We start from the raw sequence: 17,843 nt of genomic DNA on the forward strand, positions 1-17,843 counted from the left end.
CCGCCCCTTGCGGGGCGAAATGGGGTTATTGGCTTAACAGACCGTTTTTACGCGCCTGTTCTTCCCACTGCGGAATCACCGTTTTGATGAAGTCCTGCTTCTCAGCATTGATTTGCTGCATGTTCAGACCAATCGCCGCCTGGGCTTTCTCTTTGGTAGAGATATCCGGTAACGGGATTTCATGCGTGATGCCTTTGGTCGCCAGCAGACGGACCAGTTTGGTACGTGCGTCAGCGGCTTTATCCATTGCGCTACCCAGCATCCGCAGACCTTCTTCCGGGGCGTGCATGTGAATACCGTGTGAGGCGATAGACAGGTCCCAACGCCATTGCGCGTGACGGATATCTTCCAGAATCGGCTTCATTTCCGCTTCGGTCGCACCCGCATCCCATGCGGCTTTCGCTTCGAAGTGCGCACGAACAAGCTGGTCTTCAACTTTGATTTTCAGGTCATGAATGGCCTGTTTACGCTCGGCGACCACTTTTTGCAGGGACGCTTTGTCCTGGGTGTGGCAGTTCGCACAGGTCTGAGCGAAATTATCGAACGGATTACCAATCTTATGGTCGGTGTAAATCTTGCCTTCCGCGTTCTGCACTTTCGGCATGTGGCAGTCGATACAGGTCACATTGTTCTTGCCGTGAATGCCTGCGCTCCAGGTTTCATACTCCGGGTGCTGCGCTTTCAGCATCGGGGTTTTAGACAGGGAGTTGGTCCAGTCAGAGAAGGCGATGGTGTCGTAGTACTTCTCCATGTTCTCGACTTTCATGCCGTCGTCCCACGGGAACTTAACGGCTTTGTTTTTACCGTCGAAGTAATATTCCACGTGGCACTGGCCGCAGACCATGGATTGCTGGTCAAAGCGACCGGCTTTCTCAAACGGTTTACCGATTGTTTCCATCGCGCGTTCAGCATAAGGACGCGACAGCGTCAGTTCTGGCTTGCCTTTGGCAAAGTCTGGTGACGCGGTGTTATGGCAATCGCCGCAACCAAGATTATTAACAATTTCAGGACCGCCGCGCGCCCATTTACCGTGGAAGTAGCCATCTTCACCGTCTTTCTGGATCAGACGCGCCACATCCGGGCTTTTACAGCTCCAGCAGGCCATCGGCAACGGACCATCTTCTGCCGTTTTGGGTGCGCCGGTACGTAAGGTTTCACGAACATCGGTCACTGCATACGCGTGCCCGCGCGGTTTGTTGTAATCGCGCGAGAAGGGATATCCCGCCCACAGGATCACCAGACGAGGATCTTCTGCCAGCGCATCTTCACGGGCTGATTGCTCAGACGTGGCTTTCCAGGAGAGATATTGATCGGGATGCTGAGGGGCGAAGACTTCATTCTTCGCTTCAACGGTGACGGTTTTTGCGGGTACGGGGGTTTGTTCAGCGTGAACTGCAGAGATAAATAATAAAGGTACTAACAGGCTGAAGAAACGGCGTACGCGTGATTTTATCCTTGCCATAGGGGTCTCATCCAGATGACGCCATTATCTGCAATGGCGGTTCTTTTATTGTTTTCCATAACAGCAACCACACGAATACTGTCATGACATTGCTCCACCCTATTTGTAACAAGAAACCACACTGAAAATGTTGTCTTTAATCAATTGTAAGTGTATGTAAAATACCACTTTAGAGTTAGTGACACCCTTTAATTGCTCCCTCTTTTGTCTAATTCAGATACAGATCACCTTTTCAACAATCCTTTAGATAACTACATGTTATCGCGAGATTTAGTCAATTTTGCTAGCTCCCTTCAAAATTCAGTTTGTCGCTAATTTGCACAATTCGTTTATTGCGTGATCTGCCGCGCAAATACTAAACAAAACTCTCAAAGCCCCTACATTTAACGTTTATGAGACATATTATTAACATCCTACAAGGAGAACAAAAGCCATGAGCCAAATACATAAACACGCTATTCCCGCAAACATTGCGGATCGTTGCCTGATAAATCCGGAGCAGTACGCAGAGAAATACCAGCAATCCGTTAACGAACCCGACACATTTTGGGGCGAACAGGGAAAAATTATTGATTGGATCAAGCCGTACAGCCAGGTGAAGAACACTTCCTTCGCACCAGGCAACGTGTCGATTAAATGGTACGAAGACGGCACCCTGAATCTGGCCGCAAACTGTCTTGACCGCCACCTGCAGACAAACGGCGATCGTACCGCCATCATCTGGGAAGGCGATGACGCAACCCAAAGCAAAAACATTACCTATCGCGAGTTGCATCGCGATGTCTGCCGTTTCGCCAATACGCTACTGGATTTAGGCATTAAAAAAGGTGACGTGGTGGCCATTTATATGCCGATGGTGCCGGAAGCTGCGGTCGCCATGCTGGCCTGTGCCCGTATTGGCGCGGTGCATTCGGTCATCTTCGGTGGTTTCTCACCGGAAGCCGTCGCCGGACGTATTATCGACTCCAATTCACGCCTGGTGATCACCGCCGACGAAGGCGTACGCGCCGGGCGCGCTATCCCACTGAAAAAGAACGTGGATGATGCGCTGAAAAATCCAAATGTGAAAACCGTTGAACATGTAGTCGTTCTCAAACGTACCGGTGGAAAAACGGAATGGCAGGAAGGTCGCGACCTGTGGTGGTCCGATCTTATCGAGAAGGCCAGCTCAGAACACCAGCCGGAAGAGATGAACGCGGAAGATCCGCTGTTTATCCTGTATACCTCTGGCTCAACCGGTAAGCCGAAAGGCGTACTGCACACTACCGGCGGGTATCTGGTCTACGCCGCCACCACCTTTAAGTACGTGTTTGACTACCATCAGGGCGATATTTATTGGTGTACCGCTGACGTAGGCTGGGTAACCGGGCACAGCTACCTGCTGTACGGTCCGCTGGCCTGCGGCGCAACCACGCTGATGTTCGAAGGCGTGCCAAACTGGCCTACCCCGGCGCGTATGTCGCAGGTTGTGGACAAGCATCAGGTCAATATTCTGTATACCGCACCGACCGCCATTCGCGCCCTGATGGCGGAAGGCGATAAAGCGATTGAAGGCACTGACCGTTCGTCACTGCGTATCCTGGGTTCAGTTGGCGAGCCGATCAACCCGGAAGCATGGGAGTGGTACTGGAAGAAGATCGGCAACGAAAAATGCCCGGTCGTCGATACCTGGTGGCAGACTGAAACCGGTGGATTCATGATCACCCCGCTGCCGGGCGCCACCGAACTGAAAGCCGGTTCTGCAACCCGTCCATTCTTTGGCGTACAGCCTGCGATTGTCGATAACGAAGGTAATCCGCTGGAAGGCGCGACCGAAGGCAATCTGGTGATTACCGACTCGTGGCCGGGCCAGGCGAGAACGCTGTTTGGCGATCACGAACGCTTTGAGCAAACCTACTTCTCTACCTTCAAGAATATGTACTTCAGCGGCGACGGCGCGCGCCGTGACGAAGATGGCTATTACTGGATCACCGGACGTGTGGACGATGTGCTGAACGTCTCCGGCCACCGTCTGGGAACAGCTGAAATCGAATCGGCGCTGGTGTCGCATCCGAAGATTGCCGAAGCCGCGGTGGTAGGGATTCCGCATAATATTAAAGGCCAGGCGATCTACGCTTACGTCACGCTGAATCACGGTGAAGAGCCGTCACCTGAGTTGTACGCCGAGGTTCGCAACTGGGTGCGTAAAGAAATTGGCCCGCTGGCAACGCCAGACGTGCTGCACTGGACCGACTCACTGCCGAAAACCCGCTCCGGCAAAATCATGCGCCGTATTCTGCGTAAAATCGCGGCGGGCGATACCAGCAATCTGGGCGATACCTCGACCCTCGCCGATCCTGGCGTCGTGGAGAAACTGCTCGAAGAGAAGCAGGCCATCGCGATGCCATCATAACCATAACTGTGAAATGCCCGATGGCGCGCAGCTTATCGGGTCTACAAATCCTATCCCTACCCCTCCCCTGACCGGGAGGGAAATATAAAAACCCTCCCCCAAAGGATTTCGCGTTGCAGGAAGGCGGCAAGCGAGCACATCCCCAGGAGCATAGTTCACTATGTGCCTGGGGTGGGCGAGTGCGGCCAACGCACCTGCGGCGTGAAAAACGAAGGGGGCCTCTGGAGAACTCTGTGATGAATGACCAAATTTATCAGCGGATAGAAGACAGTGCGCGTTTCAGGGAGTTAGTAGAAAAACGGCAACGGTTTGCCACCATTCTGTCCATCATCATGCTGGCAGTTTATATCAGCTTTATTTTACTGATTGCCTTTGCGCCTGGTTGGCTGGGTACGCCGCTCCACGCGGGAACCAGCGTCACCCGGGGTATTCCGATTGGGGTCGGTGTGATCCTTATCTCCTTCATTCTGACCGGGATTTATATCTGGCGGGCAAACGGTGAATTTGATCGCCTGAACAATGCGGTTTTGCACGAGGTTAAAGCATCATGAAGAGAGTCCTGACGGCGCTTGCCGCCACACTGCCCTTCGCCGCAAACGCGGCGGATGCTATTAGCGGTGCAGTTCAACGCCAGCCAACCAACTGGCAGGCGATTGTTATGTTCCTGATTTTCGTCATCTTTACGCTCGGCATTACCTACTGGGCGTCTAAACGCGTACGTTCGCGTAATGACTACTACACCGCCGGCGGTAACATCACCGGTTTCCAGAACGGGCTGGCGATTGCGGGCGACTATATGTCGGCGGCATCGTTCCTTGGAATTTCCGCGCTGGTATTTACCTCCGGTTATGACGGGCTGATTTACTCACTCGGCTTCCTGGTCGGCTGGCCAATTATCCTGTTCCTGATTGCTGAGCGTTTGCGTAACCTCGGTCGTTACACCTTTGCTGACGTTGCTTCTTATCGTCTGAAACAGGGTCCAATCCGTATTCTGTCGGCCTGTGGTTCCCTGGTGGTGGTCGCGCTGTATCTGATCGCCCAGATGGTCGGCGCAGGTAAACTGATTGAGCTGCTGTTTGGTCTGAACTATCACATCGCCGTCGTACTGGTTGGCGTACTGATGATGATGTACGTTCTGTTTGGCGGCATGCTAGCAACCACCTGGGTACAGATCATTAAAGCTGTTCTGCTGCTGTTCGGCGCCAGCTTTATGGCCTTCATGGTAATGAAGCACGTCGGCTTCAGCTTCAACAACCTGTTCACCGAAGCGATGGCAGTACACCCAAAAGGCTCCGCGATTATGAGCCCGGGCGGTCTGGTAAAAGATCCGATATCCGCCCTGTCGTTAGGTCTTGGATTGATGTTCGGTACAGCAGGTTTGCCGCATATTCTGATGCGTTTCTTCACGGTCAGCGATGCCCGCGAAGCGCGTAAGAGCGTATTCTATGCCACCGGCTTTATGGGTTATTTCTACATCCTGACCTTTATTATCGGCTTTGGCGCGATCATGCTGGTAGGCGCTAATCCAGAGTACAAAGATGCTGCAGGCGCACTGATCGGTGGTAACAACATGGCGGCGGTTCACCTGGCGAATGCGGTGGGCGGTAACCTGTTCCTCGGCTTCATCTCTGCAGTGGCGTTTGCCACCATCCTGGCGGTGGTTGCCGGGCTGACGCTGGCGGGTGCTTCGGCAGTTTCTCACGACCTGTACGCCAACGTATTCCGCAAAGGCGCAACCGAACGTGAAGAGCTGAAGGTGTCAAAAATCACCGTACTGGTACTGGGTGTGATAGCCATCCTGCTCGGCGTGCTGTTTGAGAACCAGAACATCGCCTTCATGGTGGGTCTGGCGTTCGCCATCGCGGCCAGCTGCAACTTCCCGATCATCCTGCTTTCCATGTACTGGTCGCGTCTGACCACCCGTGGCGCAATGCTGGGTGGCTGGTTAGGTCTGTTAACAGCGGTAGTATTGATGATTCTCGGCCCAACCATTTGGGTCCAGATCCTCGGTCACGAAAAAGCCATTTTCCCGTATGAATATCCAGCGCTGTTCTCCATCAGCATAGCGTTCCTCGGGATCTGGTTCTTCTCTGCTACCGACAACTCAGAAGAAGGCAACCGCGAACGCGAGCAGTTCCGTGCTCAGTTCATCCGCTCCCAGACCGGGTACGGCGTAGAACAAGGTCGCGCGCACTAACCTCCCCTCTCCTCCGGCTTTCGGGCCGGAGGATTACATCCTTTCTTAGAACATCAGCCTCGCGACCAGCGGCGCCACCAATACCATCACCACACCGGAAAGCATCATCACCAGGCTGGCAACTACGCCCTCTTGCTGACCAAGCTCATAAGAGCGCGCCGTGCCTGCCCCGTGCGATGCGGCGCCAAATCCTGCGCCTTTCGCCATGCCTTCACGAATGGAAAGGCGTAAAAACAGCACATCGCCGACCGCCATGCCGAATACGCCGGTCACCACCACGAACAAGGCCACCAGGTCCGGCTGCCCGCCCAATGGCTCTGCCGCTGCCAGCGCAAATGGCGTGGTGACGGAACGCACCGCCAGACTGCGTTGGATCTCATCAGGCAACATAAACAGGCGCGCCAGCCACACGGAACTGGTAACGGCCACCAGCGTTGCCGTTACCACGCCCGCCGTCAGCGACATCCAGTGACGCTTAATCACCGCAAGGTTGTCATACACCGGAACGGCAAAGGCGATGGTCGCCGGTCCTAACAGCCACAGCAACCAGTGCGATTCACCAATATAGTTTTGCCAGGAGATATGGCCGAAGACTAGCATCAGCACCAGCAGGGCCGGGGTGAGAACTAATGGCATCAGCGGTAATTTACGAAAACGGCGATACAAACGCTTATTAGCAAAGTAGATACCCAGCGTAATCACCAGACACAGCACGCTTAGCTGAAAATTACTCACGGTTTAACCTGCTCATTTCATAGCGATAAACTTTATCCACCACCCACGCCGTTGCGCCGAGCACCATCAGCGTACTGATCGCAATGACGGCAAATATACGCCAGCCATCAACCAGCAACAGCTGCGTGTAATTCACAACGGCGACCACCGCCGGGACAAAAAACAGCAGCATTTCAGCCAGTAACCAGCGAGCACCTGCGCGAATCCAGTTCAGCGGGATAACCCGGCAGACAATTAACGCCAGCATCAGCACCATCCCTACCAGGTTGGCAGGAAGCGGCAGATGCAGCCAGGAGACAAGATATTGAGCAAATACAAAGAGACCTGCGTACAACAGAACCTGAACGGGGATCTGGAGTCGATGAATAACAGCAGGCGTCACGCGGCTTATCGCCACAGCCATGAGGGTATGTCCTTAAAAAATAGAGAGCGCCAGTATAGAGAGCCCCCGTCCAGGACTGAAATGAATTAAACTCATTGCAGGCATAGTCTTAAGGAATAATCATGGATATCAGAACGCTGCGATATTTTGTTGAGGTGGTTCGTCAGCAGAGCTTTACTCGCGCAGCGGAGAAGCTTTTTGTCACCCAGCCCACCATCAGCAAGATGTTGAAGAACCTTGAAGACGAGCTTAATTGCACATTGCTCATCCGCGACGGGCGGCGATTGTTGTTAACCGACACCGGACAGGTCGTTTTCGAACGCGGCCTGGCGATCCTCGCTGAGTTTCGCCAGCTTGAAGCCGAACTTAGCGACATTAATCACCTCAACAGGGGTGTGCTGCGCCTCGGTATCCCGCCGATGGTCGGTATGTTGATGGCCGGGCCCATCAGCCTGTTTCGCCAGCGCTATCCCGGCGTTGAGCTGAAGGTCTCTGAATTTGGCGGCTTAACCGTCCAGCAGGCGGTGATGAACGGCGATCTGGATGTTGCGATGACCGCGCTGCCGGTTGAAGAAGAGAGTGGTCTGGCGACCTTACCGCTTTTCAGTCATCCGCTCTGCGTGCTGGTCCCCTGCTCCGGTCAGTGGACAACATGCGAATCCATTTCCCCCGAGGCACTGGCGGAACATCCGCTACTGATCTACAACGAAGATTTCGCGTTGAGCCGCCAATTGCTTGAGCTGTTTAGCCAACACAACGTCAAGCCCCGCATCGCGGTGCGCAGCGGGCAGTGGGATTTTCTGGCTGCGATGGTACAAGCCGGAGTCGGAATTGCCATTTTACCGGAGCCGATTTGCCAGCGCCTGGATAAGCAAACGTTGCGCTGGATCCCTCTGGAGAGTGATTTACGCTGGCAATTGGGCATGATTTGGCGCGAAGGCGTGTATCTGTCGCACAGCGCTCAGGCGTGGCTCAAATGCTGTGAAGGGTTTTGGCTACCGCAAGCGTCGTAAAATGCCGGATGCAGCGCAAACGCCTTATCCGGCCTACATCGGTTTTGTAGGCCTGATAAGCGTAGCGCATCAGGCACTCTCGTTTATTGGTTCTCGATCAACAGCGCTTCCAGCAAGTCCAGATCGTGCAGCAGCTTTTGCAGCGTTTCATTGCTGATTTCCCGCGTCGCGCGCAGGTGATAAAGCTCTGCGCGTTCTGAACGCAACGCTGCCAGGCGGAAACGTCGCTCGAGGTTTTCTTCCTGCATCGAGCTTTCCACATCGTTGCGTCCGTCGGCGCGACGACGCAGGTTACCAATCACGCGGGAACTCACCTCGGTGAGTAACTGATTATCGATGTTCTCTTCGGTGTCCGCGGCCAGTCGCTCCTCCATTTTCTGGATCGCGACAATCGCCACTTCTGCCGTGGCAGCGCGAGCAATACGTTCCTCTTTCTGCTGCTGCGAGTGGTCTGCCACTTCCAGATGTTGTAGCAGAATCGGCAACATCACCACGCCAACAAACAGCGAGAACAGAATCACGCCTGCGGCAAGGAAGATCAGCTCATATCGCGCCGGGAATCCGCTACCATCCGGTAACAACAGTGGAATGGAGAGCACACCGGCGAGGGTGATTGCCCCGCGCACGCCGGCAAAGGAGGCAATCAGGATTTCACGCGTCGTCCAGGATCCGAATTCCATCGGCTTTTTCTTCAGGAAGCGCAGACTGAATTTTTTCATCGTCCACAGCCAGCCAAAACGTACCAGCATCAGCGCCACGTAAATCAGCACGATATCGGTAAACAGCATCCAGATTTCAACGTTCGGATCGACCTCTGCCGCCGCTAAGGAAGACTCCAGAATCCCCGGTAACTGTAGCCCTAACAATAAGAAGACCATACCGTTAAACACAAACTCCAGCATTGCCCAGGTACTGTTAGCACGTAAACGCATCGCCAGCGGTGCGCGGCGCATCACCCCGGAACGGGTGATCGTCATCCCGGCAGCGACCGCCGCGAGAATACCGGAAACGCCGATGTGTTCCGCAATCAGGTAAGACGCAAACGGCAGCAGGAACAGCAGGACGATTTGCGTTGCCGGCTCGTCACCGCCCCAGCGGCTGAGGAAGCGCAGGGAGCGCCCATACAGCCAACTGACGACAAAACCAGCCAGGATGCCGCCAATCGCCACTTTGAAGAACTCAAGCGTTGCGCCACCAACGGTGAATACCATCGTCCCCATCGCCACGGCGACGGCAAACTTCAGAGAGACCAGACCGGAGGCGTCGTTCATCAACGCTTCGCCCTGCAGGATGCCCATGATTTTCTTCGGTATGCGCCCCTCCCCCACAATGCCGGAAAGGGCAACAGCATCGGTTGGCGAAAGGACGGCGGCCAGCGCAAAGGCTGGGATAAGCGGTATCCCCGGCACCAGCCAGTAAATCATAAATCCAATGCCGACCACCGTGACCAGCACCAGCGCCAGCGCAAGGCCGAAGATCTCTCGCCCATGCTCGAGAAACTCACGCGTTGGCGTCTTCCAGCCATCGGCAAAGAGCAGCGGCGGGATGAACAGCACCAAAAACAGCTCAGGATCGAATTCCACATGCAAACCAAACGTCGGCCACGCCAGCAAGGCGCCGATGGCGATCTGCATTAGGGGTAAAGGGAGTTGGAAGGGCAATACGCGAGTAAATACCCCCGACAGCGAGACCACAAGGGTCATGATGAGTATGGTGAAAAAGATTTCCATGCGTTCCCTGTTTGCGATGTTTCTTATGATTGGTGATGAGAGGCGTCGTGCCTCAATTCTATCTAATTGAGAGTAACGCAAAAGACAACGAGTGTGTTCTGAAAATAAAAACGGGCGGCCAAAGCCACCCGTTTTGAGGATCTTTATCGAATAAAAATCAGATAGCCCAGCCGCCCGCGTAGAAGGCCACCAGCGCGATAGCGATAACCACCGTGCCGATGTTCAGCTTGCGCCATTCACCAGAGACAAGACGGCCAATCACCAGGGTAGCAAAGCCAATCATAATGCCGGTAACGATGTTACAGGTCAGCACGATAAATACGGCCGTTACCAGACCCGCCATTGCGTCGACAAAGTCAGCAAAGTCGATTTTCGCAACGTTGCTCAGCATCAACAGGCCCACATACATCAGTGCAGGCGCCGTTGCGTATACCGGTACAAGATAAGAGAGCGGGGAGAGGAACAGGATCAGCAGGAACAGGACGCCAACGGTGATCGCCGTCAGGCCAGTTTTACCGCCTGCCGCCGTACCCGCTGCGGATTCAATGTATACCGCCGCAGGAGCAGCGCCCACCAGACCAGAGAACACGCTGCTCAGGGAGTCGGTGGTCAGCGCTTTGCCGCCGTCGATAATCTGTCCGTCTTTATCCAGCAAATTCGCCTGACCGGCTACGGCACGGATGGTGCCGGTCGCATCGAAGACGGCGGTCATGACCAGCGCCAGCACGCTCGGCAGAACGATAGGATTCAGTGCGCCCATTATATCCAGGCTGCCGATCAGCGAGTTGCCGTTTTCGTCGCTCAGAGACGGCATGGCAAAAATACCGGAGAAATGCACGGCCGGGTCGAAAATCAGGCCAACAATGGAAATACCGATAATAGTCAGCAGGATGCCGCCCGGTACTTTCAGTTTTTCGAGGCCAATAATCACCGCCAGACCAACCAGCGACATAATCACCGGGAAGGTATCGAAGTCGCCCAGCGCAACCGGCAGACCGTCCAGCGGATTCTTAATCACCAGACCAACGCCGTTTGCCGCAATCAGCAGCAGGAACAGGCCGATACCGATTCCCGTACCGTGCGCAACGCCCTGCGGCAGATTGCGCAGGATCCAGCTACGAATACCCGTCGCGGAAATGATGGTAAACAGGACCCCCATCAGGAACACCGCGCCCAGCGCAACGGGCACGCTGATATGTTGTCCCAATACCAGGCTGAATGCGGTAAACGCCGTCAGAGAAATGGCGCAACCAATCGCCAGCGGCAGATTTGCCCACAGGCCCATGACAATAGAACCGACGCCCGCGACCAGGCAGGTTGCCACAAATACAGCGGCAGGCGGGAATCCGGCTTTACCCAGCATCCCTGGAACCACAATAACGGAGTAAACCATGGCGAGGAACGTCGTTAATCCGGCAACGACTTCCTGACGAACGGTACTGCCGCGAAGCGAAATTTTAAACCAGGCGTCGAGTGAACCGCCGGTACGCGCTGAAGGCGTAGACATAGAAAACATCCCCTGAGAGTTTATTTTTTCGTCATTATGCGTGCTGGACAATCCACTGCCTGCTAAACGTTTTCTCCATGTGCCAGGTTTGCGTCATTAGGGGTGTCGCAAAAAAGCAAACGTTTAGCTCCGCGCATAAAAAACGGGTGGTAAAAAAAAGCAAACGATTATCCAGCGATCATACGCCGGTTTTCAACTGAACTTTGCCGCTTTTTACTCATTTCTTCTTATAACGCACAATAAACAACCAGTCGATGCGCAAACGTTATCGTCAATGCGCAATCTGGTAACAAATTTCGCCAGATTGTCGCAACAATCGTTCTTATTTTTCGCGCAAACTCGCGCAAGAAAACCGATGAAGATGCGGTAAATTTTTTGGCTAAAAAATCATCGTTTCACTGGCAAATGGAGGGAGGTAGCTTACACTTACATTATCAACACAGACCGGAACCTCCCCTAATGTGCTCGACTGAGGGGTGTTGATGTCGGGGGAAACCCTCCCGTGAACCAGCGGGATAGAGTGAAAGACGAAGACCGGAACCAAACTAAAGCGCCCTCTGTGGCGCTTTAGTTTTATACCCGTCATACTTCACGTTGCAGGTGTGTTGGCCGCGTTTACTCACCCGAATCACTTAGTTTAGGGATTCGTGCTCTTGCCGCCTTCCCACAACGCGAATTATTTAGGGTATATATCCGTCATATATTTAAACCAATCAATCATCTTCCAGCAGTCGCGCCCCGGTTCCTTGCTCGCCCAGCTGATCGCCTGGGTTACGCAACGGGCAATCGCTGCGCGACAAGCAGCCGCAACCAATACATCCATCCAGCTCATCACGTAGCGACACCAAAGTATGAATGCGTCGGTCCAGCTCTTCACGCCATTGCGAAGAGAGCTGTTTCCACTCTTTAGCGCTAAGTGAATGTCCTTCAGGTAATACGCCCAGCGCGTCGCCAATCGTTGCCAGCGGGATCCCAATACGTTGAGCAATCTTGATAATCGCCACGTAACGCAACACATCACGTTTGTAGCGACGCTGATTACCGCTGTTGCGCATGCTGCTGATTAACCCTTTGCTTTCATAGAAATGCAGGGTCGAAACTGCCACGCCGCTACGCTTTGCAACTTCACCTGGCGTGAGCAGCGCTTTTATCCGGGGTAATTTCTTTTCCATAAATCGCTTTACCTCAAGTTAACTTGAGGAATTATACTCGCCCACAGACAAAACGACGAATCGAATACTGAGAAAGAGGCAGCCCTATGTCCCATCAGCAGATTATTCAGACCCTTATTGAATGGATTGATGAACATATCGATCAGCCGCTGAACATTGAGGCGGTTGCGAAAAAATCAGGTTACTCGAAGTGGTATTTACAGAGAATGTTCCGCACGGTGACGCGCCAGACGCTGGGTGACTACATCCGCCAGCGACGACTTCTGCTGGCGGCGGTTGAACTGAGGACGACTGAGCGACCTATTTTCGATATCGCGATGGATCTTGGTTATGTATCGCAACAAACCTTCTCGCGCGTGTTTCGCCGCGAGTTTGATCGTACCCCCAGCGATTACCGCCACCGCCTGTAAGCTTATTGCCCGCTCTGCGTCAGTATGGCGGGCGACCGTTGTATCCAGTGCATGAACTCCTGCGACGGCAGCGCCTTCGCAAAATATCAGCCCTGACAATACTGTACGCCGCGTTCAAGCAGCCATTCGATTTGTTCCTTCGTTTCCACCCCTTCCGCAATCGTCTTCAGGTGTAAGCTTTGCGCCATCTCAATAATATGTTCGGCAATCAAGTGACTGGTGCTGTTAGTGGACAACGTGCTAATAAACGATTTGTCGATCTTCAGGATATCGACATTCAGCGCTGATAAATTATGCAGATTGGAATATCCCGTGCCAAAATCATCAAACGCCACTTCATAACCCGCCTTGCGGAACGCCTGGATTACTGGGGTCATTTTATGTACATCTATGAACCCCCGCTCCGTCACTTCGACTTTAATTTGCTGGGCCGCCACGGAGTACTCACGATTTTTGTCGTTAATCAGAGCAATCAATCGGGATGAATGAAAGTCAGAAGCGGAAAGGTTAATCGAGATATAAAGCTGAGGATGCGCCGAAAGAAAATACCCCAAATCGTTGAACACCTCTTCAACGACATAATCCGTGATCCGCTCAATCATTCCCTCTTTTTCAGCCAACGGAATAAACTCCGTCGGGCTCATCACCTCACCTTTACAACCCGGCCAGCGCAGCAGAGCTTCAGCACCAACACATTGCCCATTCTTAATATCAATGATCGGCTGGTAATGCAGGCAAAGCTGACGTTTTTTGATCGCGCGTTTTAGTAAGCGCCGGGGAGATAAGTATTCCTGACGCGTGCGCCACCACATTAGCAGTATCAGGATGCTGCAGATAATCCCGAAGGGAATGGTTAACGCCGCCTCGTGATAGAAAATCTGACTTACGCGGTTGTGTGAGGTCGACACAATGATCGCAATTGGGCGTTTTTCTGAATGCACGATGGTGTAAAAGCGATCGTCTTGTTGAAAGGTCGAGGCTTCACCGCGTACGAGAGGCGCGAATTGCGCAATATTTGCCGCTTCGCTGGCAGAGAAAAACGTATCTGTTACTGTGTCATATACGCCCCAGGACAGATCCGGATCATCTGACATGACTTCGCTGTAGGATAATGGATTTATGACTGCGACGTAGTTCCCACGTTGCATGTACGTCATTCTGTAGCCAGCGAAAAAAGGGGTATCGCGGTAGTAATAGATGGCGATATCCGGCGTACGTTTATAGTCGGCTGTCGGCATAATATAAGTAACAGGCGGCGCCATAGACGTAGAGCACAAAAAATGATCGCCCTGCGCATAAATTAGCTCACTGATATATAAACGACCGCGAATAATATTCAGCATACTTTTCTGATGTGCCGGGGTACACATCTTACCCTGATACAACTGGGCCATATCACGCGCCAAATCGGCTTGTAGGATTACCAATTCTGTTTTATTTAACACCAGTTGAGCAAAAGAGCGGAGTTGGTTATGGGTTTCGGTCATCGCCCGGATATGTGCAAACCAAATCGCCAGCACCACGGGGAACAATACCACCATGAATGTTCCCAGAAACTTCAGCATCTTGCGTCGCGCACTGTGATTCATGTCAGCCCTATTTCCCTGTTTCGTATATGCCAGAACCCATCAAGGCAGGATGCTATAAACACCGACTGATTAAGTTGCATGAATCTATCAGTATTAGCAACAGACTTCTCTATGTAAAAGTCTGATAATAGTTGATGATGATATTATTTTTCCGTAAGGCAAACTTAAAGTTATGCTTATTTCATAACGTGATTATCCCCACGGAGTAATTTTTTATGAGCATTATCCTGGCTGCGTTTAAGAAATTCATTAAAGTTTTTTAACGTTTAATTTAGGATAAATATAACAAGCAGATTACATACATGTTTAAAACATGGTTATTTACTATCAACCCTTCATTAAATTAAACCACACAATCAGAGTGGTTTTAGGCCTACAAAAATAGCGTCCGATAGTGGTGAACAAACGACCATATGTGATATAGTTCACAAAATAATGTAACAGAAACAATGTTTCATTCATGTTATTGCCCGTCGATAGCCAGAGTATCACACCCTCGGTGAACACCCCCGCGCTGTCCTGGGCATCCAGACTTTCTGAGGACGTTTTTCATGGCAACAATAACAACTGGCGTGGTTCTTCTGCGGTGGCAACTACTCAGCGCGGTGCTGATGTTTTTAGCCAGTACGCTCAATATCCGTTTTCGTAAATCAGACTATATTGGCCTGGCCGTCATTAGCAGCGGTTTAGGGTTGGTTTTTGCCTGCTGGTTTGCGACAGGATTGCTCGGCATAACCCTGGTGGATATGTCCACGATCTGGAAGAATATTGAAACCGTGATGGTTGATGTGATGAGCCATACACCGCCAGACTGGCCGATGGTGTTGAACTGATAACAACAGCGTGTCCGACCAGGAACATACCCGGTCGGACACGGTTTTAAGCGATAACGATGGAACTGACATTCCGCTAACCGCTTACCACTCCATACGGAAACCTGCGTTCACCTGCCAGTTCATATCAATGTCGCCTCCAGCCGATCTTTCCAGGTCAACGTACAGTCGGGAATTATTGTTCTGAGTAAGATGGATATTGGTTCCAATACCGTAGTTAATCCACGAGTCACTTCCTCCCTCGCGAACCGTCATGGACGCATCTTTACCCCACACGGTGACATCACGATCGCCGGCAAACTCGTGCAGCAGATCCAGCTTCACATAAATGTCGCTGTCCGGACGTTCTTCAAAGCGATAACCTCCGCGCAATCCGACGCGACCAATCACGCTGTCGATATCGTTCTGACGAACCCGCAGCCCGCTGCTGGTGGTATAACGAGCTTCATCCAACCGGGTATATACGAGCTGCGCTTGCGGTTCGATGAAAGAGGACTCTCCCAGACTAAACTCACGACCGTATTCTGCGCTGGCGCTGATTGACCACGTGCTGCTATCCGCCATCCCCGTGTTGCCATACACATTTCGGTAGTTAAAATCACTCTCATGGCGGCTATATTTCAGCACCAGATCCAGGTAGTCCTGTTTCTCCGGACGATTCCATGCAGCATAAAGTGAACCACCGTAGCTCTTGTTATCACCCGTGCCATAAGTAAAGTCAGCGTTACCTCTCATGTAATGCGCCGCAATGCCTCGTGTCCAGACTGAGTGTTCACCTTCCTCTTTATTGTCATAGCCAAGCTGCCAGAAGCTATACAGGTTTTTGAAATAGCTGCCATTATCGCTTTCCATTTCGCCACCTTTGTAGCGTATCCACAGACCATTTTGCTGCTGATTCTGGCGTAATTCCCCTAAACGCTTATTCAGGCTGTCGATTTCGAGACGAGCGGTGGCCGCCGCGTAGTTCAACCCGGCATTGGCAATCGCGGTGTTGCTCGCCGCACTGGCTTTCGTTGAAACCCCCGTGATATACCAGTTTGTGCCATACTGACTTGCCGGATCGCCCTCCCGGATATCAGAACGCAGTAGCGGTTTATAGTCATATACATACTCGTTAGTGATATCGACTTTATCGTACGCTTCGAACGTCACATTGCTGGCAGCATCGGCAACCCAGATATCGTCTTGCAGATCGCTGAGCTTATTAATATTTAACGCCTCAATGGCATGAGTTCCCCCGGTGCTGCTCTTAACGACTTCGATAAAGTCGCTACCATTACGCCGCTGCTCATCGGTTTTATTGGTGTTTACATCAATCAGGAAAATACCGTTGTTGCCTTTCAGATCGTGAATCTTCACGGTTTCGTTGATGCTCTGATTAGTATGCAGGTTAAAACCGTGCAGGTTTACCGTCCCGCCGTCTTGCAACGTAATGGCGCTTATCAGAGCGTCTTGGCCATCCGGGATCCAGTAGGCATGATTCGTCAGCGTCAGATTCAAATCTCCCGTCCATTTACCGCTGTCGGTGTCCAGGTAATTCGCTTCATGCCCATGCCAGAATGACTCTGCGCCATTGAGGGTAATATTCATCTGACTGGTGTGAGTATATAACTTATCGCCGAAGTCTATATTTCCCAATAAATTAACCTTGTTCTCGCCCGACTGATTAATATTAACGATACCACCATCTTTAGCACTGACTGCATCGCTTTTTGATGAGCCATCAGGATAACCGCTGTTGTTCTCCAGCAGTTCTTTAAAATTACTGGCGTAAGTATTAATGTAAACATCGCCACCGTTCGCCGTAATAGTTGAACCTGCACCGCGAGCATAGATTCCATTATTTGCCAGCGTGGCATCTTCCCCATCGTTGGTATGTTCAACCTCTGAACGGATGTACACATTGCCGTTTACAGAGATATTCGCGCCGCTTCCCGCATACAACGCGGTATTGTTATGGGTATATTTAGAACCGATTAAGAAAGTATTTTTCAGACTAAAGTTATCAATGGTGACGTTGGTGTTCTGACCTTCGGCGGATACGCCAAAAAAAGCCAGTCCTGCGCGGTGTTCCTGCTGTGTGGTTCCGCTAATATTAACGTTGTAATTGCCAATGTGATACTCTCCCGCCTGGTCTTTGGTGATGCTGCCAATCTTCACCTCAAGACCGTTGTTTTCATCTCGCACAGGGTTATCAATATTCACCGTGATGTCATAGTTTTTGTCATCAGCAATCGTATCCCGAATGATGATCCCTTCCTGACCACCATCAACATCTATATAATTTAGTTCATAGTTTTTTGCACTCGCTAATCCAGCACAAACCAACTGTGCCGCGGTAAATGAAAGTGCGAAGGGTATTATTGCTTTAGGGTTTATCTTCCGTTGATACATAATCAGCTCCATAATAAATAGTTTATC

At 51.9% G+C, this 17,843-nt stretch carries 13 protein-coding genes and 1 pseudogene; 6 read left to right on the top strand and 8 right to left on the bottom strand.

What is annotated here, in order from left to right; translation table 11 throughout:
- Window positions 1–25: 25 nt before the first annotated feature.
- Window positions 26–1,462, bottom strand: a complete 1,437-nt coding sequence (nrfA, locus tag GFB57_RS02675) for an ammonia-forming nitrite reductase cytochrome c552 subunit (RefSeq protein WP_003031755.1) — start codon at window positions 1,460–1,462, stop codon at window positions 26–28.
- A 433-nt stretch (window positions 1,463–1,895) separates the two neighbouring features.
- Here nrfA and acs point away from each other — a divergent pair, with 433 nt between their 5' ends.
- From acs to actP, 3 genes are all read left to right on the top strand, one after another.
- Window positions 1,896–3,854 carry an acetate--CoA ligase gene (gene acs, locus GFB57_RS02680; RefSeq protein WP_003031753.1) on the top strand — a complete coding sequence of 653 codons (1,959 nt, stop codon included), beginning with the start codon at window positions 1,896–1,898 and terminating at the stop codon, window positions 3,852–3,854.
- 236 nt (window positions 3,855–4,090) lie between these two features.
- Window positions 4,091–4,405, top strand: coding sequence for a DUF485 domain-containing protein (locus GFB57_RS02685; RefSeq protein ID WP_003031750.1), 315 nt, complete (start codon window positions 4,091–4,093; stop codon window positions 4,403–4,405).
- Window positions 4,402–6,051 carry a cation/acetate symporter ActP gene (actP, locus tag GFB57_RS02690; protein ID WP_003031747.1) on the top strand — a complete coding sequence of 550 codons (1,650 nt, stop codon included), beginning with the start codon at window positions 4,402–4,404 and terminating at the stop codon, window positions 6,049–6,051. The genes GFB57_RS02685 and actP overlap by 4 nt, the downstream gene beginning before the upstream one ends.
- A gap of 45 nt (window positions 6,052–6,096) precedes the next feature.
- On the opposite strand, the gene GFB57_RS02695 is transcribed toward actP, so the two are convergent.
- Window positions 6,097–6,786 carry an LrgB family protein gene (locus GFB57_RS02695; RefSeq protein WP_003031745.1) on the bottom strand — a complete coding sequence of 230 codons (690 nt, stop codon included), beginning with the start codon at window positions 6,784–6,786 and terminating at the stop codon, window positions 6,097–6,099.
- Entirely contained in the window at window positions 6,779–7,189 is a 411-nt protein-coding gene (locus tag GFB57_RS02700; RefSeq protein ID WP_003031742.1) for a CidA/LrgA family protein, read from the bottom strand. Before GFB57_RS02700 ends, GFB57_RS02695 begins: the two co-directional genes overlap by 8 nt.
- A 101-nt stretch (window positions 7,190–7,290) precedes the next feature.
- On the opposite strand from GFB57_RS02700, the gene GFB57_RS02705 reads away from it, so the two are divergent.
- Window positions 7,291–8,181: a LysR family transcriptional regulator gene (locus GFB57_RS02705; protein ID WP_003031740.1), complete on the top strand. Its 891-nt coding sequence runs from the start codon at window positions 7,291–7,293 to the stop codon at window positions 8,179–8,181.
- Window positions 8,182–8,264: 83 nt separating this feature from the next.
- On the opposite strand, the gene GFB57_RS02710 is transcribed toward GFB57_RS02705, so the two are convergent.
- From GFB57_RS02710 to soxR, 3 genes are all read right to left on the bottom strand, one after another.
- Window positions 8,265–9,911 (bottom strand): Na+/H+ antiporter, encoded by a 1,647-nt coding sequence (locus GFB57_RS02710; protein WP_003031737.1) that lies wholly within the window; start codon window positions 9,909–9,911, stop codon window positions 8,265–8,267.
- Between the two features lie 157 nt (window positions 9,912–10,068).
- The gene (ghxP, locus tag GFB57_RS02715; protein ID WP_003031735.1) at window positions 10,069–11,418 is read right to left on the bottom strand and encodes a guanine/hypoxanthine transporter GhxP; all 1,350 of its coding nucleotides are present in this window, start codon (window positions 11,416–11,418) and stop codon (window positions 10,069–10,071) included.
- A gap of 713 nt (window positions 11,419–12,131) precedes the next feature.
- Entirely contained in the window at window positions 12,132–12,590 is a 459-nt protein-coding gene (gene soxR / locus GFB57_RS02720) for a redox-sensitive transcriptional activator SoxR (protein WP_003031733.1), read from the bottom strand.
- An 86-nt stretch (window positions 12,591–12,676) separates the two neighbouring features.
- Here soxR and soxS point away from each other — a divergent pair, with 86 nt between their 5' ends.
- Window positions 12,677–13,000, top strand: a complete 324-nt coding sequence (soxS, locus tag GFB57_RS02725; RefSeq protein WP_003031731.1) for a superoxide response transcriptional regulator SoxS — start codon at window positions 12,677–12,679, stop codon at window positions 12,998–13,000.
- A 2-nt stretch (window positions 13,001–13,002) separates the two neighbouring features.
- Here soxS and GFB57_RS02730 read toward each other — a convergent pair.
- A pseudogene (locus GFB57_RS02730) lies at window positions 13,003–14,589 on the bottom strand (EAL domain-containing protein).
- A gap of 551 nt (window positions 14,590–15,140) precedes the next feature.
- Between GFB57_RS02730 and GFB57_RS02735 the strand changes: the two are divergent.
- Complete coding sequence (locus tag GFB57_RS02735; RefSeq protein ID WP_003031727.1) at window positions 15,141–15,422, top strand: YjcB family protein; 282 nt, start codon at window positions 15,141–15,143, stop codon at window positions 15,420–15,422.
- 84 nt (window positions 15,423–15,506) lie between these two features.
- On the opposite strand, the gene GFB57_RS02740 is transcribed toward GFB57_RS02735, so the two are convergent.
- Window positions 15,507–17,816: an autotransporter outer membrane beta-barrel domain-containing protein gene (locus GFB57_RS02740; RefSeq protein ID WP_290366932.1), complete on the bottom strand. Its 2,310-nt coding sequence runs from the start codon at window positions 17,814–17,816 to the stop codon at window positions 15,507–15,509.
- Window positions 17,817–17,843 lie beyond the last annotated feature (27 nt).

It is taken from the genome of Citrobacter sp. S39 (assembly GCF_009495675.1).
In the GTDB taxonomy this organism is placed as follows: Bacteria; Pseudomonadota; Gammaproteobacteria; order Enterobacterales; family Enterobacteriaceae; genus Citrobacter; species Citrobacter freundii.